Genomic DNA, 19230 nt, shown 5'->3' on the forward strand with positions numbered 1-19230 from the left:
ATTGCGAAAACATCGGCGCGAAGCATTGCCAAATTGGATCCAATTATTTATATTTGGATCCAATTTGTTGCACATTGGATATTTTGTGCTGCAGGGACCTGCACCGAACGGCGCTGCCGGCGCCGGGTCCCGCCCGGTATCTCGTACCCCCCGCCCGCGCCCCTGGCGCGTTTTTTGTTGACCTTGTTGGAGTTCCCATGCCACTGACCTCGCGTTTCCCCCGCCATGCCGCAGCGCTCGCGCTGTGCCTGTCCGCCCCTTTCGCCGTGCTGGCGCAGGACACCGTCTCGATGGGCGCGGTGCTGTCGCTCACCGGCGCCAACGCCACCGTGGGTGAAGACGTGCGCCGTGCCGTCGCCCTGGCCGTGGAGAAGGTCAACGCCGATGGCGGCGTGCTGGGCAAGAAGTTCAACGTGATCGTCGAGGACTCGGGCGGCAATGCCACGACGGCGCTGAACGCCGCGCGCAAGCTGGTGAGCGTCGACAAGGTGCCGGTCGTGATCGGCGAATACTCCTCGGGCATCACGCTGCCCATGGCGCAGTACCTCGTCAAGGAAGGCGTGGCGCACATCAATGTCGCCAGCACCAGCGTCAAGGTCCGCGACCTGGGCGCGTCGTCATTCAACCTGATCGGACTGGAGGACAAGGGCAATCAGTTCTCGTCCAAGGATGCGTGGGACCTGGGCTACCGCAACGTGGCCATGATCGCCCCCAACAATGCCTACGGCCAGGGCGTGGTGCATGGCTTCAAGCAGGAGTTCGAGAAGCTCGGTGGCAAGGTCGTGACCGAAGTGCTCTACACCGCGGGCCAGTCCACCTACCGGCGCGAACTGCAGCAGATGTCGCGCAGCAACCCCGATGCCTATGTCTACAGCGCCTACGGCCAGGAGTCGGCGGTGATCAACCGCGAGGCCATGGAGCTGGGCCTGCGCGCCAAGCCGTTCTACGCCATCCTGATCTCCATGAGCCTGTCGGACACCGCACCCGAGATCGCCAAGGGCCAGCTCGGCATGGAAGTCGGCAGCGTCTATGGCGCGGCCGGCAAGGCCTACGCCGATGCGTTTGCCGCGAAGTACAAGGAAGGCATGAAGACCTCGTACACCGGCTATGCCTACGACGCCGTGCTGATGACGGCCGCGGCCATGAACAAGGCCAAGTCCACCGACACCGCCGCGGTACAGGCCGCGCTCAAGGAGATCGGCAAGGGCGGCTACGTCGGCGTGACCGGTCCGATCGCACTGGACGCCAACCGCCAGCGCATCGACCCGCCCTACGCCAAGCTGAAGTACGACGGCAAGGTGGTGCCGCGCTGAGCGCCAACCGCGCGGGCGGCGGCGCCGCAGCCGCGCAGCCCGGCGCGGCCTGCCGGCCGGCGGGCCGCGCGCGCATCCACGCCACACGCCCACCCCTTGGCGGCTCTTGCGCGCCAAAAGCGCTCCATCCCTCCTGAAAAGACATCCCTGACATGCTGCAACTTCTCTTTGACACGCTGCTGCGTGCGTCGGACCTCGCGCTCATTGCGCTGGGACTGAGCACCGTCTACGGCCTGGTCAAGTTTCCCAATATCGCGCATGTGCAGTACGCCATGCTGGGCGCCTACGCGACCTATGCCTTGTTTGCGCTGGGCCTGCCCTTGCCGCTGGCGATTGCCGCGGCCTGCGGGCTCACCGGCCTGCTGACCCTGGCGCTGCACCTGCTGGTGTTTCGCCGCCTGCTGCGCTCGGGACCGGCGATCACCATGATCGGCTCGCTGGCCGTGGCCATGCTGGTCGTCGCTGCGGCGCAAGGCTTCGCGGGTTCGTTTCCGCGCATGTTCAACCTGCCGATCACGGCGCCGGTGCTGATCGGCGAGGTGCGCCTGTCGCATACGCAGATCTATGCGATGGCCACCACCGCGGTGCTGCTGGTGCTGTTCACGCTGCTGCTGTTTTGCACCCGCACCGGGCGCGCCATGCGCGCGCTGTCCACCAACCCGGCGCTGGCCGCGGCCTCGGGCCTGAACGCCGAAGGCATCACGCGCCTGGTCAACTTTGCCAGCGGCGCGATCGCCGGGCTGGGCGGCAGCCTGCTGGCGCTGTCCACGGGCGCGCATGTCAACCTGGGCCACGACCTGCTGCTGCCGGTGTTTGCCGCCGCCATCCTGGGCGGGCTGGGCAACCCGCTGGGCGCAGTGGTCGGAGCCACGCTCATCGCGCTGGCCGAAACCCTGTTCACCAACCTCAACTTCGGCCCGCTGCTGGGCCGCAGCGTGGCGTTCCTGCCCGTCTCGTACATCAGCGCGGGCTCGTTCCTGATCCTGCTGCTGGCCTTGATCTTCAAGCCCTACGGCCTTTTCGACCGCGAGGTGCGCCGTGTTTGACTTCCTCATCTCCACTCTGACCATCGCCGGCATCTACGGCCTGATGGCCCTGGGCCTGAACCTGCAGGCCGGCGTATCGGGCCTGCTGAACTTCGGCCACATCGCGTTTGCCGGCATCGGCGCCTATGCCACCGGCATCGCCGTGCAGGCCGGCTGGTCGCCGCTGGCCGGCGCGGCGCTCGGCGTGCTGGCGGCAATGCTGCTGGGCTGGTGCGTGGCCCGCCTCGGCCGGCAGCTGGGCGCCGACTACTGGGGCATCGCCACGCTGGCCATCGCCGAGATCCTGCGCACCGTCGCCACCAACGAAGACTGGCTCACCGGCGGCGCCAACGGCATCTCCGGCATCCCTTCGCTGTTCGACGGCCTGGGCCGCCCGTGGAGCGCGCTGGCCTTCCTGGGCGTGGTGCTCGCGGCCGTGGCGCTGTTTGCGCTGCTCGCCCGCCGCCTGGCCAACGGCCGCTTCGGCCGCGCCCTGCGCCTGATGCGCGAGGAGCCGCAGCTCGCGGTATGCATGGGCTACGACCTGCGCCAGCTCAAGTCGCATGCCATCATGACCGGCGCGGCCGTCACGGCGCTGGGCGGCTCGCTCTATGCGCACTACATGAGCTTTGTCGGGCCCGACTACATGGTGGCCTCGGAAACCTTTCTGCTGTGGACCATGCTGATGATCGGCGGCCTGGGCAACACCGCCGGCGTGCTGGTCGGCGTGGTGCTGGTGCAGTCCGCCTACGCGCTGGTACCGTTTGCCAAGGATTACTTCCACTTCAGCTCCGACCTGGCGGGCGCGCTGCGCCTGGGCCTGATCGGCGCCATCCTCCTGGCATGCCTGCTGTGGCGCAGCCAGGGTCTCGTTCCCGAAAAGCTGAGGAAGATGCCATGAACCGCACTCCCGCCAATGCATTCCTCGATATCCGCTCGGTCGCCAAGGCCTTCGGCGGCAACCAGGTCCTGGAGGACGTGAGCGTCCAGATCGCCCCGGGCGAGATCGTCGGCCTGCTCGGCCCCAACGGCTCGGGCAAGAGCACGCTGCTCAATGTCATCACCGGCTTCACGCCGGCCGACGCCGGCAGCGTGCATTTCGATGGCCGGCGCATCGACCGCGTGGCCGCGCACCGCATCGTGCGCACCGGCATGGCGCGCACCTTCCAGTTGCCATCGATGCCCGCCAAGATGTCGGTGATGGAGGTCGCCATGGCCGCCGCGACGGCGCACCACGGCGTGTTCGACACCCTGGTCGGCACGGCGCGGGCACGCGCCACCGAACGCGCGGCGCGCGACAAGGCCGCGCACCTGCTGCAGGAGCTGCTGCTGACGCCCGTGCGCGATCTGCCCGCCGCAGCCATCTCCGGCGGGCAAAAGAAGCTGCTGGGCATCGTCTGCGCTCTCATGGCCGAGCCGCGCATGCTGCTGCTCGACGAGCCCACGGCGGGCGTGCACCCCAACCTGCGGCGCGACATCGTGGCCGCGCTGCAGCGCCTCAACGCCCAGGGCATGACGCTGGTCATCGTCGAACACGACATGCATTTCATCCGCGACGTCTGCACGCGCTGCGTCGTGCTCGACCGCGGCAGCATCGTGGCCAGCTGCCGTCCCGACGAACTCGCCAGCAATGATCGCGTGCTGCAGGCCTACCTCGGCACCGCCGGTGCCAAACCCCTTGCGACGGAGGGCGCATGATCGACATCGACAACGTGGTGGCCGGGTACACGGCCGAGATCGACATCCTGCGCGGCATGACGCTGGCCGTGCGGCCCGCGGAAATCGTCACCCTGCTCGGGCCCAACGGCTGCGGCAAGAGCACCTTGCTCAAGACCATCGCCGGCTACCTGCTGCCGCGCGGCGGCCGCGTCACGCTGCGCGGCAAGGACGTCTCGCAGATTCCCGTGCACCACAAGATCCGGCATTGCAGCCTGGGTTTCGTGCCGCAGACCGAGAACGTGTTCAGCGCCCTCACCATTCGCGAGAACCTGCAGGTCGGCGGGCACTACATGGCCAAGGCCGACTGCGCGCGGCGCATGGAGGAACTCTGCGCGCTATACCCGATCCTGGGCCGGAAGTTCGACGCGCGCGCGGCCTCCATGTCGGGCGGCGAACGGCAGATCCTGGCGCTGGCGCGGGCGCTGATGCCGCGGCCCGAGATCCTGCTGCTGGACGAGCCGTCCGCCGGGCTGTCGCCCAAGGTGCTGCATGAGGTCTTCGACGCCATCGTGCAGGTGCGCGACCAGGAGCGCGTGACCATCCTGATGGTGGAGCAGAACGCCATGGAGGCCCTGCGCATCTCCGACCGCGCCTACGTCCTGTCCATGGGCAGCGTGGCGCTGACCGGCGACGCCGCGGCGCTGATGCGCGACGAGAAAGTGCGCGAGCTCTACCTCGGCGGCCGCGCCCACTGACGCCGCATGGCCATGCTCACGCGCATCACGCTGCGGGCCCGCCTGCTGGCCCTCGTGGCCGGACTGGCCGTGCTGTTGGCCGCGACCGGCGGACTGGGGTTGCTCAGCCTGCAGCGCAGCAACGCTGCCCTGCAGGCGCTGGTCGACCAGCGCCTGGTGCCGATGCAGCAGCTGGCACAGGTCGCGCAGGCGGTGGATCTGGGCCGCTACGGCGTGCTCTCGGTGCTGGCCGACCCCGGCAACATCGATCAGGACCTCGCGGCCCTGGGCCGCACGCTGGCCCGGGGCGAATCGGCCTGGCGCGAATACCTGGGCGGCCGCTTGAGCGACGCCGAGCGCCGTCTCGCGCAGCGCTTCTCGGCGGAGTACGCACGCTTGCGCGGCGAAGGCGTGCAGCCCGCGCTGGACGCGCTGCAGGCCGTGAACCTGCCGGGTGCCACCGAGCTCTATGGCCAGACCCTGCTGCCGCTGTACCAGCCGGCGCGCCAGACCATCGAGCAACTCATGGCGGTACAGCGCGAGGCCGGCCAGGCGCTGTATGCCCAGTCGCAGCAAGACTATGCCCAGGTGCGTGCGCTGTCGCTGCTGGTCGTCGCGGCCGGGGTGCTGCTGGCGCTGGGGCTGGGCGGCTGGCTGGCACGCGCCATGGTGCGGCCGCTGGGCCAGGCGGTGCGGATCGCCGAGCGCGTGGCCGCCGGCGACCTGACGCAGCGCATCGAAGTCGCGTCGGGCGACGAAACCGGCCAGCTGCTGGCCGCGCTGCAGCGCATGAACGATGGCCTGTGCGACATCGTGCAGGGCGTGCGCCGCGGCACCGACGGCCTGGATAGCGCCGCCACACGCATTGCCGGCGGCAATGCCGAACTCGCGCAGCGCACCGCCGAACAGGCCGCGGCGCTCGTCGAAACCGCCGCCGCCATGGAGCAGATTGCCGTGGCCGTTCAGCGCAATGCCGAGCACGCCGAGCAGGCACGCCGGCAGGCCCAGTCCGCCAGCGGCGTCGCGCTCGATTGCGGCGCCGCGGTCGGCCGCGTGGTGCAGACCATGGCCGACATCCAGGCCGCAGCGCGCAACGTCAACGAGATCGTCGCCGTGATCGACGGCATTGCCTTCCAGACCAATCTGCTGGCGCTGAACGCTGCCGTGGAAGCCGCGCGCGCGGGCGAGCAAGGGCGCGGCTTCTCGGTGGTGGCAGCGCAGGTGCGGGAGCTGGCCGGCCGCAGTGCCCAGGCGGCACGCGAGATCAAGGCCTTGATTGCGCACTCCACGGCGCGCGTCGACGCGGGCAGCGCCCTGGTGACGCAGGCGGGAGCAACGATGCAGCAGGTCGTTGAGCGCGTGCAGCAGGTGGTGGGCAACGCCGATGCGATTGCCGTCGCGAGCCGGGAACAAAGCCGTGGCGTGGCCCAGGTCCATGCGGCGCTGGCCGAGATGGACCGCAACACGCAGGAGAACGCGGCGCTGGTCGATGCCGCCAGCAGCGCCGCCAGCGCCCTGCATGCCGAAGCCCGGGGACTGGCGCAAAGCGTGCGCGTGTTTGCCCTGGGCGATTTCGCGCCGCACACCGGTGCCCTTGGGCACTGATTCCTTCAACTGTCTTTCTGTCACACATGGCTGCGTCCACTGAATCCTCTTTCGACACCATTGCCTTCATCGGCGGCGGCAACATGGCCAGCGCCATCATTGGCGGCCTGATCCGCCAGGGAATGCCCGCGGCGCGCATTGCCGTGGCCGAGCCCTGGGACGAGGCGCGCGCGGCGCTGCTGCAAGCCCATGGCATCACCGCCTTGGCCGAGCCCGGCGCCGCGCTGGAGCGCGCCCGCCTGGTGGTCTGGGCCGTCAAGCCCCAGATGCTGCGCCAGGCGGCGGCCGCAGCCGGCAGCTTCACGCGCCATGCCATGCATCTGAGCGTGGCTGCGGGCGTGCGCTCCGACAGCATCGCCGAGTGGGTCGGCTCGCAGCGCGTGGTGCGCGCCATGCCCAATACGCCGGCGCTCATCGGCCGCGGCATGACCGCACTCTTTGCGCGCGCAGCCATCACGGCCGCCGAACGCGCCGACGTCGAGCAGGTGATCGCCACCACGGGCGAGTACCTGTGGATGGATGACGAAGCGCAGCTCGACGCCGCGACGGCGCTTTCGGGTTCGGGCCCCGCATATGTCTACTTCTTCCTGCAGGCCATGACCCAGGCCGGCAGCGACATGGGGCTCACACGGGATCAGGCGCACCAGTTGGCCGTGGCGACCTTTGCCGGCGCGGCCGAACTGGCGCACCGGTCGGCTGAACCGCCCGAACTGCTGCGCCGGCGCGTGACCTCGAAGGGCGGCACGACGCACGCCGCCATCACATCGATGCAGCACAGCCGGATCGACTGGCATTTCATGCGCGCCCTGCATGCCGCGAGGGACCGCGCCCGCGCGCTGGGCGATGAATTCGGCAATGCGCCGTCCGGTCTCGCGGAGCTTCCAGCAGCGCGCAGCTAGGCCCGGCGCCCCCTCCTTGAACGCTCCTGCGCACGCGAGGTCTGGTAGCGTCGGAGACTTCCCGGCATTCGCCTCCGGAGTCGCCTGCGCCGCGGCCCGCACTGCGAACATGGCGCGACGAAAGGCACCTCATGCACCCAAAGTCACAGCAACATGCGGCCATCGCGTCGGCTTACGATCAGCTTGCAGACCGATGGCGCGATGGAACATTCAACCCCGATGACGGCGTCGAGCAGTTCAGGCGCGCGCTGCGTTTTCTGGGCGAAGGCGAAGGATGGGCACTCAACGTCGGCTGCGGCTGCAATACGCGCTTCAATGCGTTGCTGCGCGCGCGCGAATTGCGTCTCGAGGGCGTCGACATCTCGCAGCGCATGATTGCCATGGCCCGGCGGGCCGACCCGGCAGTGCTATTGCAGCACGCCGATGTGTGCGCATGGCGTGCGCAACGCGGCTATCGCTTCATCGCTGCCTGGGACAGCATCTGGCATGTCGACCTTGGACAGCAGCGGGCGCTGATGCTGAAGCTGATGCAGGCCCTGGAGCCCGGCGGCGTGTTTCTTTTCACGGCCGGGGGACTCGATGCCGAAGGCAGCCATGTGGATTCCTCCATGGGCGTGGAGGTTTCCTACAGCACGCTGGGCGTGCCCGGCTTGCTGGCTGTCGTCAAGCAAGCCGGCTGTGTCTGCCGGCATCTTGAATTCGACCAGTATCCGCTCAAGCATCTGGTGGTCATCGTCCAACGCAGTGCCGCCATCGCGGCATGATGCGCTGTGCCGCGCGGTTTGGAACGCGACGCCTGGCAGCCGCCTTGATGCTGTGGCTCGGCAGCGCACACCGCAAGCCAAGAAGGCACGCCGAAACCCCGGCACCCGGCTAGCGAAAGCGCACGATACGGCCCGAACCGCTCGCGGACGCCGAACTGCCGGCGTCCGCGGCCGGGTCCGGCCCGCTATAGACCGCGCGCGGGCGTATCAGCTGGCCCGAAGCGCGCTGCTCCAACGCATGCGCGATCCAGCCCACCGTGCGGCCCAGCGCAAAGACCGCGAACGCCGCCCCGGGCGGCAGGCGCCAGCTGCGCTGCAACGCCACCAGCGCATAGTCCAGGCTGGGCAGCAGGCCGGCGTGCGCGTAAACCTGGTCGATCAGACGCTCGCGCCCCGGGTCGGGCGGCAACTGCTGCAGTATTGCCTGGGCGCGCGGATCGCCCTGGGGATAGAGCGGGTGGCCAAAGCCGGTGAAGCCGGCGGGCGCATGGCCCGAGCGGGCATCCCTGAGCAGCAGCGCGAGCGAGGGCGCCAGCGTGCTCTGGGCATGCCATGCCTCCCATTGCCGGTCGATCTGCCGCGTGACACCGCCATGCATTGGGCCGGACAGTGCGGCCAGGCCGGCGCCCACGCAGGCCTGCAGGCTCGCGCCCGTGGAGGCCACCACGCGCGTCGCGAAGCTCGAGGCATTGAACTCATGGTCGGCGCACAGCACCAGCGCGCGGCGCAGGCTGCTGGCGCCCGGGGCATCCAGGCGCCAGCGCTGCGCGAGGTGCTCATGTGCCGGCTGTGAGCTCTCATGGGATGGCGCGCCCAGCAGTGCGGTGGCCATGGCCTGGAGCAAGGCCTGCGGCTGGTCGGGCTGCGCCTGCGCATGCCAGGCCGCCAGGATGCAGGCGAAATCCGGCAGGCTGGCTGGCCTGTGGCCAGCCGGGGGCGCCACTGCCGCGTGATCCACCGCCGGGCGCGGCTCGAATGCGACGCCTTGCCACATCCATTCAGCGGTCTGTTCGAGGCTTGCGTGTTCCGCCCACTGCAGCGCGTCGCGGCCGCGGTAATAAAGGCGCCCGCCCCGCACCAGGGTCAGGGACGAGGCCATCACCGGCTGGCCCCAATCGAGCGTCGACTGGGCCAGCGATGCGGGATTGCGCACCGTCTGCCGCTGCCGGGCCAGGCGCAGCACATCGCTTTGCAGATAACGCTTGCCGCGCTGGCCCGCCATCGACTGCGCCCGCAGCAGGCCGCGGCTCACATAGCTGTACAGGCTGCTGCGCCGCACCTTCAACAGGGCGGCCGCGTCCTCGGCCGACAGCCAGGGAGAGTCGTGGGAGAGGGAGTTCACGGCCTGCATTCTGTGCTTTTTCCAAGCCGGCAGCCAGGTCGATCGGCCCGATCAAGATTGACGCTGGCGGTGCGACCAGCAATCCTTGCGCGCCATGACCGCTTCTTCCACACCCCCCTCCTCCATGGCCGTGCTCGAAGCCTTGTGGCACGAAGCCCGGCTCGATGCCAGTGCGCTGCGCCGCGCGCATCTGACCGGATCCAGCGACCATCTGCGCAGCAGCTTCGCGGCAGCCACCCTGGCGCAGGCCAGCGCCGCTGCCGGTGCGCTCGCGGCGACCGAAATCGGCGCCCTGCGGCAGCCGCAGTGGCCGGCGCAGGAGGTGGCCGTGGACATCGCGCCCGTGCTGGCCGAAACCACCGGCTATTTCACGCTGGACGGCCTGCGCCCGCCCTCGTGGGCGCCGATCTCCGGGCTGTATGCCTGCGGCGAGGCCATCGCGCAGCCCGGCTGGGTGCGCATCCACGCCAATTTCGAGCATCACCGCGATGGCGCGCTGCGCCTGCTGGGGCTGGCGCCGGGCCCGCACATGTCCCGGGACCAGGTCGCCCAGGCATTGCGCGGCTGGAACGCGCTGGATTTCGAGGCCCGCGCCACCGCGGCGGGGCTGGTGGTGGCCGCAGTGCGCAGCCTGGAGGAATGGGCGCAGCACCCGCAGTGCGCCGCGCTGCGCACCCAGCCGCTGCTAGCCATCACCCAGCTCGATGCCGGCCATGCCGCGCCACCGCGTGCCTGGCCGGCCAGCGGCTGCGCGGCGCTGCCCTTGGAGGGTCTGCGCATTCTTGACCTCACCCGCATCCTCGCGGGGCCGGTGGCCACGCGGACCCTGGCGGCCTATGGTGCCGAGGTGTTGATGGTCAATGCGCCGCACCTGCCGAACATCGAAGCCATTGCCGATCTGAGCCGTGGCAAGCGCTCGGCGCTGCTGGATCTGCGCAGCGGCGACGCGATGGCGCAGATGCAGCGCCTGCTGCCGCATGCGCATGTGTTTGTGCAAGGCTACCGGCCGGGGAGCCTGCAGGCCCTGGGCCTGGGCGTGGACGCCGTGGCGCGCACCGCTCCCGGAATCGTCTACGCCAGCCTGTCGGCCTACGGACGCAGCGGGCCCTGGGCCGACCAGCGCGGCTTCGACTCCCTGGTGCAGGCGGTGAGCGGACTGAACCTGGCGGAAGCACAGGCCTTCGGCGACGCCACGCCCAGGGCCTTGCCGATGCAGATTCTCGACTACGGCGCCGGCTACCTTTTGGCGTTTGGCATACAGTCCGCCCTGCTGCGCCAGGCCACCCAGGGCGGGACCTGGCATGTCGAGGTCTCGCTGGCGCGCGTCGCGCAGTGGCTGGTGGCGCTGGGGCGGGTGCCGGTGCCGCACCCGCCAGGCGCGGCGGGCACGACCGACTGGATCGAGCCCTGGCTGGAGACGGTCGCCAGTGGCTATGGCGAACTGCGTGCAGTGCGGCCGAGCGCCGTGCTGTCGCGGACCCCGGCGCGTTGGCGCCGGCCCGTCGTTCGCCCCGGTACAGACGCCCCCTGCTGGTCCTAGCGGCGGGCGCGGCGGGTCTCAGCGCGGGATGCCGCTGCCGCTGGCCGGCGCCAGCGCCTGGAGCAGCCGCGCGGCGTTGGCCTGCATCATCTCGACATAGGTCGCCGCCGGCCCGCCGGGCGCAGACAGCGCATCCGAATACAGGCGCCCGCCCAGGGCCACGCCGGTCTCGCGCGCGAGTTGCTCGAGCAGGCGCGGATCGGAAATGTTCTCGAGGAAGATGGCGCCAACGCGTTCCTGGCGCACCTGCCGTATCAGCTGCGCCAGATCGCGCGCCGAGGGTTCGGCCTCGGTGGACAGCCCGCGCACCGGGATGAAGCGCAGCCCATAGGCCTGCGCGAAGTAGCCAAACGCATCATGCGTCGAGACCACGCTGCGGCGCTGCGGTGGCAGGCCCGCGAACTGCGCGCGCAGCTGCGCATCGAGCGCCGCGAGGCGCGCCCCATAGCCGGTGGCGCGCTGGCGGTAGCGCGCGGCGTTGGCCGGGTCGGCCTGGGCCAGGCCGCGGGCGATGTTGCCCACATAGGCAATGGCATTGCGCACGTCCTGCCAGGCATGCGGGTCGGCGCCGCCGTGGGCATGGGCGTGCGCGTGGCCATGCGCATGGCCATGGGCGTGCTCGCCGTGGGCCGATGCGGGCATGGCGCGCGGCGCGATGCCTTGCGCGGCAACGATTTCCACGCCGCCGAAGCCTGCCGCGTTCTTCAGCCGCGGCAGCCAGGGCTCGAACCCCAGGCCGTTGCTGACCAGCACCCGCGCCTGCTGCAACTGCCGCGCCTGGCGCGGCGTGGGCTCGAACACATGGGCGTCGCCATCGGGGCCGACCAGCGCGGTGACGTCCACCATTTCGCCGCCGACTTCGCGCGCCAGATCGGCAAGAATCGAAAAGCTGGCCACGACGGGCAGGCGGGCAGCGGCGGCGTGGCCGGCCGTGGCGGCCGTGGCGGCCGTGGCGGCCGTGGCGGCCGTGGCGGCCGTGGCGGCCGTGGCCAAGGCCATGCCCAGCAGGCTGCGGCGGGAAAGTGGGAGGTGGTTCAAGACAAAGCTCCAGTCAACAGGATTCTTGCGCGCCGGGCCGGCGCAGCGCGCGCACGCTGCCGTGCGCGCCGGCCAGCAGCGACAGCGCGTACAGCGCGCCCAGGCTCAGCGTGATGGCGGCCGAGGCGGCAATGCCCAGGTGGAACGAGGTCAGCAGCCCGAGCACGCTGCCCAGCACCGCCAGCGCCACGGCCAGCGCCATCTGCGCGCCCACGCTGCGCTGCCAAAAGCGCGCCGCCGCGGCGGGCAGCACGGCAAAGGCCACGGCCATCAGCGTGCCCAGCGAGTGAAAGCCGCCCACCAGATTGAGCACCAGCAGCAGCATGAAGACGGCATGCGCCAGCGCGCCCTGGCGCCCTTGCAGGCGCAGGAAGCCGGGATCGAAGCATTCAACGATCAGCGGCCGGTAGATCAGCGCCAGCGCCAGCAGCGTGGCCGTGGCAATGCCCCCGGTCAGCAGCAGGGTCGGGTTGTCGAGCGCCAGCACCGAGCCGAACAGCACATGCAGCAGATCGACATTCGAGCCGCGCAGCGAGATCAGCAGCACGCCGAGCGCCAGCGAGATCAGATAGAAGCCGGCAAAGCTCGCATCCTCGCGCAGCGCCGTGTGCCGCGTGACCATGCCCGACAGCAGCGCCACCAGCAGGCCGGCCAGCAGCCCGCCCAGCGTCATGGCGCCCAGCGACAGGCCGAAAAACAGATAGCCCAGCGCCGCGCCGGGCAGGATGGCGTGCGACATCGCATCGCCCACCAGGCTCATGCGCCGCAGCAGCAAGATCGTGCCCAGCGGCGCGGCGCCGGCGCTCAGCGCCAGGCAGCCGGCCAGCGCCCGCCGCATGAAGCCATAGTCGGCAAACGGCAGCCACAGCTCGGCAATCATCGCGGCCACTCCGCGTCCTCGAGGGCCTCGAGCACGGCGCGCGTCTCGCCCCAGCCCCGCATCCGCCCGGCCAGCGCCAGCGTCTGCGGGAAGTGGCTGCGCACGCGCTCGCGCTCATGCAGCACCGCGATCACCGTCTTGCCCTGCACATGCCAGTCCTGCAGCAGTTGCAGCAGCGCTTGGGCCGTGGCCTCGTCGACGCCCGCCAGCGGCTCGTCCAGCAGCACGACCGGCGGGTCCTGCACCAGCAGGCGCGCAAAGCGCATGCGCTGGAACTGCCCACCCGAGAGCTCGCCGATGTAGTGCGCCTGCAATCCCTGCAGGCCGACGGCGGCAATGGCCGCGCGCACGCGCTCGGCCAGCGGCGGTGTCACCCGGCCGAAAGCGCCGATGCGCGGCCACAGTCCCACCGCGACGAAATCCTCGACGCTGACCGGGAACTGCGGGTCCACCCCGCCGGCCTGGGGCAGATAGCCCAGCGCCGGCCGCGGATGGCGCGACGCAATGCTGCCGCGCAGCGGCCGCAGCAGGCCCAGCAGCCCCTTGAGCAGGGTCGACTTGCCGCCGCCGTTGGGGCCGATGACGGCCGTCATCGAACCCCGCGCGAAGTGCCCGCTGAGGTCCTGCACGGCCAGGCGCGCGCCATAGCCCAGGCTCACCCGATCGAGACTCAGGTCGGCGCCAGCCTGCGCCGGCTGCAGCGGCTCCATGCGGTCCATTCGCATCATGCGCGCCCTGCCCTTCCTGGCCTTCCTGCCTTTGCTAGCTCCTCATGGCCCAGGCCAGCGCCAGCCACAGCAGCGCGGCCACGGCGGCGGCCACGAGGCAGCGCACGGCGGCAGCGGCCTGCAGCAGGCGCACGCGGTGCGCACTCCGGCCACCCTCGGGTCTTGTCCAAAGCATTTTCAGCATCCATCGACGACTGTGATTTCATAACATGTGATGTTATAACAATTTTCAGCCGGCGATGACGGATCGGGCGCAGGCGGCGCAGCAGCCGCAGCGACTTCCCGCGCGCGCCCGGCCTTGGGCGATACTTGGCGACCAACAACCAGAGGAGACCAATTCGATGATGCATCGCCGCACCGTGATGGCCTGCGCCGCCGTGGGCGCCTTGTGCGCCGCGCTGGGCAACGGCCTGGCCCTGGCACAGGGCGTGGGCCCGTGGCCTGTCAAACCCATCACCTTCGTGGTGCCGCAAAGCCCTGGCGGCGCCAACGACGTCATTGCGCGTGCCGTGGCGCAGAGCCTGGGCAGCACGCTGGGACAGCCGGTGATCGTGGAAAACCGCCCCGGCGCCAACGGCAATCTCGGCACCAGCCAGGTGGCGCGCAGCGCTGCCGACGGCTACACCTTCCTGGTGACGGCGCAAAGCGCGCACACCATCAACCCCGCGCTCTACACCCGGATTCCCTTCGATCCGATCAAGGACTTCACGCCGGTGATGCAGCTGGCGGTGGCGCCCTATCTGCTGGTGGTCAATCCGAAGTTCCCCGCCAAGACGCTGGACGAACTGGTGGCCTACGCCAAGACCCATCCCGGCCAGGTGGAGTACGCCTCGGCGGGCAACGGCACGCTGAACCATCTGCTGGGCGAGATGCTGAAAAAGCAGCGCGGCGTCAACCTGCTGCATGTGCCCTACAAGGGCGCGGCCGCCGCGGCCACCGATGTGGTGGCGGGCCAGCTGCCCGTGACCTTCGGCAGCTTTCCCGGCGTGATGCCGTTTGTCACCAGCGGCAAGCTGCGCGTGCTGGGCGTGGCCTCGGACAAGCCCACGCCGCTGGCGCCGGAGATTCCCGTGCTCAAGGAACTGGCCGTGACCTCGTGGTATGGCCTGCTGGCGCCGGCCGGCACGCCCCAGCCCATCGTGGACAAGGTCTACCTGTCGATCACGCAGGTGTTGAACACCCCGGCCATGAAGGAGCGGCTCAGGGCGCTGGGCGCCGAGCCGGTGCAGTCCACCCCCGCGAGCTTTGCCGCCGGCCTGCCGGCGGAACTGGCGCAGTGGCAGAAGATCGTCGACGCCTCGGGCGCACGCATCGACTAGCCCGCGGGGCGCGCACCACCGGCCTAGGGCGGCGGCAGCGCATCGAGCACGCGCTGGCGCGCGCCCGTGGTGTGCGCCAGGATCGACTGGTCGGTGGCCACCAGCACGCTGCCCGGCGCCAGCAGCGGCAGCAGCTGCACGGCAAAGGCGGGCGCGAGGCGCACGTTGTCGATGGCCTCGGGCCGCAGCGCCACGCCGGCCTCGCTTTCATGGCCGGGCACGCCCAGCAGCACCCATTGCGGCATGCCGCCCGGCGCCACCGACTGCACGACCAGCGCGTGCGTGCCCGTCCAGGCCGCGGCACTGCGCAACGCGATGCGCGCGCGGCCGATTTCCACGCCGCCGCGCAGCACCACGAGCCGCTGGTCGCGGCTGCTGAGCACCAGCGAGACCGGCCCGTCGGCTGCGCGTTCGGGCTGCCAGCGGCTGTCCTCGTCGGGGCCCAGCGGCGTCACCGCCGCCGTGTCGGCTGCGCCGCGCGCGTTCACCGGCGCCAGCATCGAGGGATGGGCCACGGCCTGCGGCGCCTGGCCCTGCGCGGCCACGACCACGGTCATGCCCAATGTGGTCGCCGCAAACAGGCGCTGCGCAAATGCGGTGGGCAGGTGGATGCAGCCGTGCGACTCGGGGTAGCCCGGCAGGCCGCCGGCATGCAGCGCGATGCCGTCCCAGGTCAGCCGCTCCTGATAAGGCATCGGCGCGTTGTCGTAGAGGCTTGAATGGTGGTGCCGGTCCTTTTGCAGAATGGTGAAGACACCGGTGGGCGTGCGGTGCCCGGGCTTGCCGCTGCTGACCGTGGTGGCGGCCTCGAGCAGCCCGTTGCGGTAGAGGTAGGCGCGCTGCTCGCTCAGGCTCACCACCATGACCATCGGCCCGGCCGCGGCCTGGTCGCCGGCCCAGATCCACTGCCCGGGCTTGAGCGCCGCGGGCGGCGTGTCCACCGGGCTCGACGTGGCTGCGCCCCATACCGGTTCGGCCCGTGCGGCCAGCGGCGCGAGCGCGGCCAGCGCTGCGGCGCCGGCCGCATGCAGCCAGCGGCGACGCGGCAAGGCGCGCTGCTGCATGCTCAAAACACGCTTCTCGCCGACTGGCTCAGCTTGACCGCCAGCGCGCACTCGGCCAGCAACTGCGCCGCGGAGTAAGGCTTGACGACATAGCGCGCGGCGCTGGGCAGTCCCAGGTTCTGCGCCGGCGAGGCGCCGCTCGCAAACACGATGCCCAGGTGCGGGTGCAGCGCCAGCGCGCGGTGCGCGAGCTCGGCGCCATCCATGTCGGGCAGGCCGATATCCAGCACCAGCGCGTCGAAATCCGCCTGCGCGCCCAGCAGCGCAAAGGCTTCCTTGGCATTGGCCGCCTCGCTGACCACATGCCCGGACAGGCGCAGTTGCTCGGCCGTCGAGGTGCGGATCAGGTCGTCGTTTTCCACGACCAGCAGCTTGAGATGGGCCGCCGCCACCCCCTTCGCGCTTTGCACCATTTCAACGAGGCACTGGCGCCGCTGCGCCTCCTCGGCAATCACGTGGCGGATGCGGCGCGCCAGGGCTTCGCGCGTGTAGGGCTTGGACAGCAGCTCCACGCCTTCATCGAGCCGGCCGCCATGCACGATGGAGTTCTCGGTATAGCCCGAAGTGAACAGCACGGCCAGCGCGGGCAGGCGCTGCTTGGCCTTGCGCGCGAGCTCGCGGCTCCTGAGCTTGCCGGGCATCATCACATCGGTGAACAGCACATCGATGGGCACGCCGCTGTCGACCACCGTGAGGGCGCTGTCCGCGTCCTTGGCGCGCAGCACGCGGTAGCCCAGGCCCACCAGCGTGGCGACGGCCGTCTCGCGCACCTCCTCGTCGTCCTCGACGACCAGCACCGTCTCGGTGCCGCCCTGGATCGGGCCGCTCGACCAGTTGATGGGCGCCGGGTCCTCGTCCTGGCTGGAGCGCGGCAGATAGAGCTTGACGGTGGTGCCTTCGCCGACTTCGCTGTAGACCGCCGCATGGCCGCCCGACTGCTTCACGAAGCCGTAGACCATGGACAGGCCCAGCCCCGTGCCCTTGCCCTCGGGCTTGGTGGAGAAGAACGGCTCGAAGGCGCGCTCCAGCACCTCGGACGACATGCCGCTGCCGTTGTCGGTCACGGCAATCACCACGTACTGGCCGGGCTTGAGGTCTTCGTGGCGCTTGCAATACTCGAAGTCCAGCAGCGCATTGCCGGCCTCGATGGTCAGCTTGCCGCGGCCGTCCATCGCATCGCGCGCATTGATGGCCAGATTGAGCACCGCGTTCTCGACCTGGCTGGGGTCGGCCATGGTGTTCCAGAGCCCGCCCGAGATCACGGTCTCGAGCTCGATGCTCTCGCCCAGCGCGCGGCCCAGCATGTCTTCGAGGCCGCGGATGAACTTGCCGACGTTGACCACCTTGGGCTCGAGCGGCTGGCGCCGGCCGAACGACAGCAGTTGCGAGGCCAGCTTGGCGCCGCGCGTCACGCCGCCCATCGCGCCCTCGATGCGTTTGAGCGCCTGCGGATTGCCGTCGAGCATGAGCTGCAGGATCTGCAGGTTGGCGCTGATGACCTGCAATGAATTGTTGAAATCATGCGCAACCCCGCCGGTCAGCGCGCCCAGCGCCTCCATTTTCTGCGCGCGCTGCAGCGCGCGCTCGGCCACCGAGCGTTCTTCGGCCTCGCGCCGCAGGTGCTCGAGCGCCTGCTCCAGCTCGGCGGTGCGCTCCTTGACATGGGCTTCGAGCGTCGTGTTGATCTGGCGCAGCGCATCTTCGGCATTCTTCTGGTGCGTCACGTCGTAGCCATCGACAAAGATGCCTTCGACCTGGCCGTCGATGAAGACCGGCTGGTAGATCAGGTGCAGGAATCTTTCCTCCTCGTGGCCGCCGCGCTGCAGGCGCACCGACATGGCCTCGCCCTTGAAGGGCTCGCCGGTCTTGTAGACCTTGTCCAGCAGCTCGAAGTAGCCCTGCCCCGTGACATCGGGCAGCACCTCGCGCACCGGGCGCCCGATGATGTCCCGCGGGCCGACGAGACTGCAGTAGGCATCGTTGGCCAGCTCGAACACATGCTCGGGCCCGGACAGCAGGGCCATGAAGCTCGGCGCCTGCTTGAACATGGCATGCACGCGGTCGCGCTGCGCGGTGCGCAGCAGCACTTCCCGGGACAGGCTTTCATTGACCTGGGCCAGGTTGTCGGCCGCCTCCTGGCGCAAGGCCAGGGCTTCGTTCAAGGCCTTGGCGCGCAGCCGGGCCGTCTCGAAGCCCTCGATGGTGGTCCAGCGCGCGGCGATCTGCCCCACGAACAGCTTGACGAAGCTCTGGTAGTCGTCGTCGAAGGGCCGGTAGGGATTGAGGCCGACGACAAACGCGCCCACCGGCTGCTCGTTGCCCGCGGCATTCAGGCAGATGACCACGGCTTTCTTCGGCGCGATGTCCCAGCCGCCTTGGGGAAAGCCTTCGGCGGCATCGATGTCGATGACCAGCATCTGCTGGCATTCACAGGCGCGGCGCAGCTGCCAGCGCTCGATATCGACCGCGCCGCCCAGATCCTCATAGACGGCGGATGCGTTGCCTGCGGTGTCGAAGCGGTACAGCGCGCTGAACACGATGCTCTTGTTGGCGTTCTTCGCCGCCGCGGCAATGGCCGCGAAGAAGGTCTCGAAGGTATTGGTGGTGGCAATCGCGCCGGCCAGCGACTCCAGCGTCTCCAGCCGTCTGACGCTGATGACGCGCTCGGTCTCCTCGCTCACGGCGCAGAAGATGCCTTCGACCTGCTCGGCGTCTCCGACCAGCGGGCTGTACGAGAAGGTGTGGTAGGTCTCCTCGGGATAGCCATGGCGGTGCAGGATCAGCTTGAGCGCGCGGTCCCAGGTAGCTTCGCCCTGCTCGTACACGCGGCGCAGGCGCGGCTCGATGTCCGACCAGATCTCCGCGTACAGCTCGCGCGTGGGCACGCCCAGCGCGGCGCCATGCTTGCTGCCCAGGGTCGGCCGGTAGGCATCGTTGTAGAGAAAGGCGATGTCCGGGCCCCAGCCGATCCACATCTCGAACTTCGAAGTCAGCAGGATGCGCACCGCCAGCTTGAGCGACTGCGGCCACTGCAGCGGGTCCCCCAGGCTGGTGGCGGCCCAGTCGTGGGCGCGCATGTGCCTGGCCATATCGCTGTCCCCTACAAAGATACGCTCCAGTGCGCGCTGATCGTCCAAGCTCATAGGTACAGTGTTCATGCAAAAAGGTGAAGCCAGTGCAGTCTTGGCTCTTTCCCAGAGCCAATCCATCGCCGCAAGCGGGCTGATAGTCGATTTGTCGGAAATTATGCATAAGGAATGCGCCGGGCCCGCGCGCGCCGCACTGCATGGCAAGGGATTGGCGGGCAAATTGCGTGTTGT

At 69.7% G+C, this 19230-nt stretch carries 17 protein-coding genes; 10 read left to right on the plus strand and 7 right to left on the minus strand.

Annotated features, from left to right (window positions below):
- Window positions 1-197: 197 nt before the first annotated feature.
- From HUK68_RS21615 to HUK68_RS21650, 8 genes are all read left to right on the plus strand, one after another.
- Window positions 198-1313 carry an ABC transporter substrate-binding protein gene (locus tag HUK68_RS21615; protein ID WP_175506303.1) on the plus strand — a complete coding sequence of 372 codons (1116 nt, stop codon included), beginning with the start codon at window positions 198-200 and terminating at the stop codon, window positions 1311-1313.
- Window positions 1314-1465: 152 nt separating this feature from the next.
- Window positions 1466-2359 (plus strand): branched-chain amino acid ABC transporter permease, encoded by an 894-nt coding sequence (locus HUK68_RS21620; protein WP_175506304.1) that lies wholly within the window; start codon window positions 1466-1468, stop codon window positions 2357-2359.
- Window positions 2352-3239, plus strand: a complete 888-nt coding sequence (locus tag HUK68_RS21625; RefSeq protein WP_175506305.1) for a branched-chain amino acid ABC transporter permease — start codon at window positions 2352-2354, stop codon at window positions 3237-3239. Before HUK68_RS21620 ends, HUK68_RS21625 begins: the two co-directional genes overlap by 8 nt.
- On the plus strand, window positions 3236-4036 hold the full coding sequence (locus HUK68_RS21630; protein ID WP_175506306.1) for an ABC transporter ATP-binding protein: 801 nt from the start codon (window positions 3236-3238) through the stop codon (window positions 4034-4036). The genes HUK68_RS21625 and HUK68_RS21630 overlap by 4 nt, the downstream gene beginning before the upstream one ends.
- Window positions 4033-4752 carry an ABC transporter ATP-binding protein gene (locus tag HUK68_RS21635; RefSeq protein ID WP_175506307.1) on the plus strand — a complete coding sequence of 240 codons (720 nt, stop codon included), beginning with the start codon at window positions 4033-4035 and terminating at the stop codon, window positions 4750-4752. Before HUK68_RS21630 ends, HUK68_RS21635 begins: the two co-directional genes overlap by 4 nt.
- Window positions 4753-4758: 6 nt before the next feature.
- Window positions 4759-6336 (plus strand): methyl-accepting chemotaxis protein, encoded by a 1578-nt coding sequence (locus HUK68_RS21640; protein ID WP_175506308.1) that lies wholly within the window; start codon window positions 4759-4761, stop codon window positions 6334-6336.
- A gap of 26 nt (window positions 6337-6362) precedes the next feature.
- Window positions 6363-7235: a pyrroline-5-carboxylate reductase gene (gene proC / locus HUK68_RS21645; RefSeq protein WP_175506309.1), complete on the plus strand. Its 873-nt coding sequence runs from the start codon at window positions 6363-6365 to the stop codon at window positions 7233-7235.
- Between the two features lie 131 nt (window positions 7236-7366).
- A complete protein-coding gene (locus HUK68_RS21650; RefSeq protein WP_175506310.1) occupies window positions 7367-7999 on the plus strand; it encodes a class I SAM-dependent DNA methyltransferase in 633 nt (210 codons plus the stop codon).
- A gap of 109 nt (window positions 8000-8108) precedes the next feature.
- Here HUK68_RS21650 and HUK68_RS21655 read toward each other — a convergent pair whose 3' ends face one another.
- Entirely contained in the window at window positions 8109-9341 is a 1233-nt protein-coding gene (locus HUK68_RS21655) for a citrate synthase family protein (RefSeq protein WP_244146382.1), read from the minus strand.
- Window positions 9342-9435: 94 nt separating this feature from the next.
- Between HUK68_RS21655 and HUK68_RS21660 the strand changes: the two genes are divergently transcribed.
- A complete protein-coding gene (locus HUK68_RS21660; protein WP_175506312.1) occupies window positions 9436-10881 on the plus strand; it encodes a CoA transferase in 1446 nt (481 codons plus the stop codon).
- An 18-nt stretch (window positions 10882-10899) separates the two neighbouring features.
- Here HUK68_RS21660 and HUK68_RS21665 read toward each other — a convergent pair whose 3' ends face one another.
- From HUK68_RS21665 to HUK68_RS21680, 4 genes are read right to left on the minus strand one after another with little or no spacing between them, the layout of a single operon-like run.
- Complete coding sequence (locus HUK68_RS21665; protein ID WP_175506451.1) at window positions 10900-11880, minus strand: metal ABC transporter solute-binding protein, Zn/Mn family; 981 nt, start codon at window positions 11878-11880, stop codon at window positions 10900-10902.
- Window positions 11881-11932: 52 nt separating this feature from the next.
- Complete coding sequence (locus tag HUK68_RS21670) at window positions 11933-12799, minus strand: metal ABC transporter permease (RefSeq protein WP_175506452.1); 867 nt, start codon at window positions 12797-12799, stop codon at window positions 11933-11935.
- Window positions 12796-13527, minus strand: coding sequence for a metal ABC transporter ATP-binding protein (locus tag HUK68_RS21675; RefSeq protein ID WP_244146384.1), 732 nt, complete (start codon window positions 13525-13527; stop codon window positions 12796-12798). Before HUK68_RS21675 ends, HUK68_RS21670 begins: the two co-directional genes overlap by 4 nt.
- A 34-nt stretch (window positions 13528-13561) precedes the next feature.
- Window positions 13562-13702 (minus strand): hypothetical protein, encoded by a 141-nt coding sequence (locus HUK68_RS21680; protein ID WP_175506313.1) that lies wholly within the window; start codon window positions 13700-13702, stop codon window positions 13562-13564.
- Window positions 13703-13889: 187 nt separating this feature from the next.
- On the opposite strand from HUK68_RS21680, the gene HUK68_RS21685 reads away from it, so the two are divergent.
- Window positions 13890-14846 (plus strand): Bug family tripartite tricarboxylate transporter substrate binding protein, encoded by a 957-nt coding sequence (locus HUK68_RS21685; protein WP_244146429.1) that lies wholly within the window; start codon window positions 13890-13892, stop codon window positions 14844-14846.
- A 23-nt stretch (window positions 14847-14869) separates the two neighbouring features.
- Here the strand turns inward: HUK68_RS21685 and HUK68_RS21690 are convergent, their stop codons facing one another.
- Both HUK68_RS21690 and HUK68_RS21695 read right to left on the minus strand, forming a co-directional pair.
- Window positions 14870-15910 carry a L,D-transpeptidase gene (locus HUK68_RS21690; protein WP_175506454.1) on the minus strand — a complete coding sequence of 347 codons (1041 nt, stop codon included), beginning with the start codon at window positions 15908-15910 and terminating at the stop codon, window positions 14870-14872.
- 2 nt (window positions 15911-15912) lie between these two features.
- Window positions 15913-18999: a response regulator gene (locus HUK68_RS21695; RefSeq protein WP_175506315.1), complete on the minus strand. Its 3087-nt coding sequence runs from the start codon at window positions 18997-18999 to the stop codon at window positions 15913-15915.
- Window positions 19000-19230: the final 231 nt, after the last annotated feature.

Origin of the sequence: Comamonas antarctica, assembly GCF_013363755.1 — a bacterium.
Classification (GTDB): Bacteria; Pseudomonadota; Gammaproteobacteria; order Burkholderiales; family Burkholderiaceae_C; genus Comamonas; species Comamonas antarctica.

Excerpts from the sequence above, each read along its gene's own strand:
- HUK68_RS21615 (WP_175506303.1), top strand. The coding sequence starts at position 198 with ATGCCACTGACCTCGCGTTTCCCCCGCCATGCCGCAGCGCTCGCGCTG.
- HUK68_RS21620 (WP_175506304.1), top strand. The coding sequence starts at position 1,466 with ATGCTGCAACTTCTCTTTGACACGCTGCTGCGTGCGTCGGACCTCGCG.
- HUK68_RS21630 (WP_175506306.1), top strand. The coding sequence starts at position 3,236 with ATGAACCGCACTCCCGCCAATGCATTCCTCGATATCCGCTCGGTCGCC.
- HUK68_RS21635 (WP_175506307.1), top strand. The coding sequence starts at position 4,033 with ATGATCGACATCGACAACGTGGTGGCCGGGTACACGGCCGAGATCGAC.
- HUK68_RS21640 (WP_175506308.1), top strand. The coding sequence starts at position 4,759 with ATGGCCATGCTCACGCGCATCACGCTGCGGGCCCGCCTGCTGGCCCTC.
- proC (WP_175506309.1), top strand. The coding sequence starts at position 6,363 with ATGGCTGCGTCCACTGAATCCTCTTTCGACACCATTGCCTTCATCGGC.
- HUK68_RS21650 (WP_175506310.1), top strand. The coding sequence starts at position 7,367 with ATGCACCCAAAGTCACAGCAACATGCGGCCATCGCGTCGGCTTACGAT.
- HUK68_RS21660 (WP_175506312.1), top strand. The coding sequence starts at position 9,436 with ATGACCGCTTCTTCCACACCCCCCTCCTCCATGGCCGTGCTCGAAGCC.
- HUK68_RS21665 (WP_175506451.1), bottom strand. The coding sequence starts at position 11,880 with ATGGCCTTGGCCACGGCCGCCACGGCCGCCACGGCCGCCACGGCCGCC.
- HUK68_RS21670 (WP_175506452.1), bottom strand. The coding sequence starts at position 12,799 with ATGATTGCCGAGCTGTGGCTGCCGTTTGCCGACTATGGCTTCATGCGG.
- HUK68_RS21675 (WP_244146384.1), bottom strand. The coding sequence starts at position 13,527 with ATGATGCGAATGGACCGCATGGAGCCGCTGCAGCCGGCGCAGGCTGGC.
- HUK68_RS21680 (WP_175506313.1), bottom strand. The coding sequence starts at position 13,702 with ATGCTTTGGACAAGACCCGAGGGTGGCCGGAGTGCGCACCGCGTGCGC.
- HUK68_RS21685 (WP_244146429.1), top strand. The coding sequence starts at position 13,890 with ATGGCCTGCGCCGCCGTGGGCGCCTTGTGCGCCGCGCTGGGCAACGGC.
- HUK68_RS21690 (WP_175506454.1), bottom strand. The coding sequence starts at position 15,910 with ATGCAGCAGCGCGCCTTGCCGCGTCGCCGCTGGCTGCATGCGGCCGGC.
- HUK68_RS21695 (WP_175506315.1), bottom strand. The coding sequence starts at position 18,999 with ATGGCCAGGCACATGCGCGCCCACGACTGGGCCGCCACCAGCCTGGGG.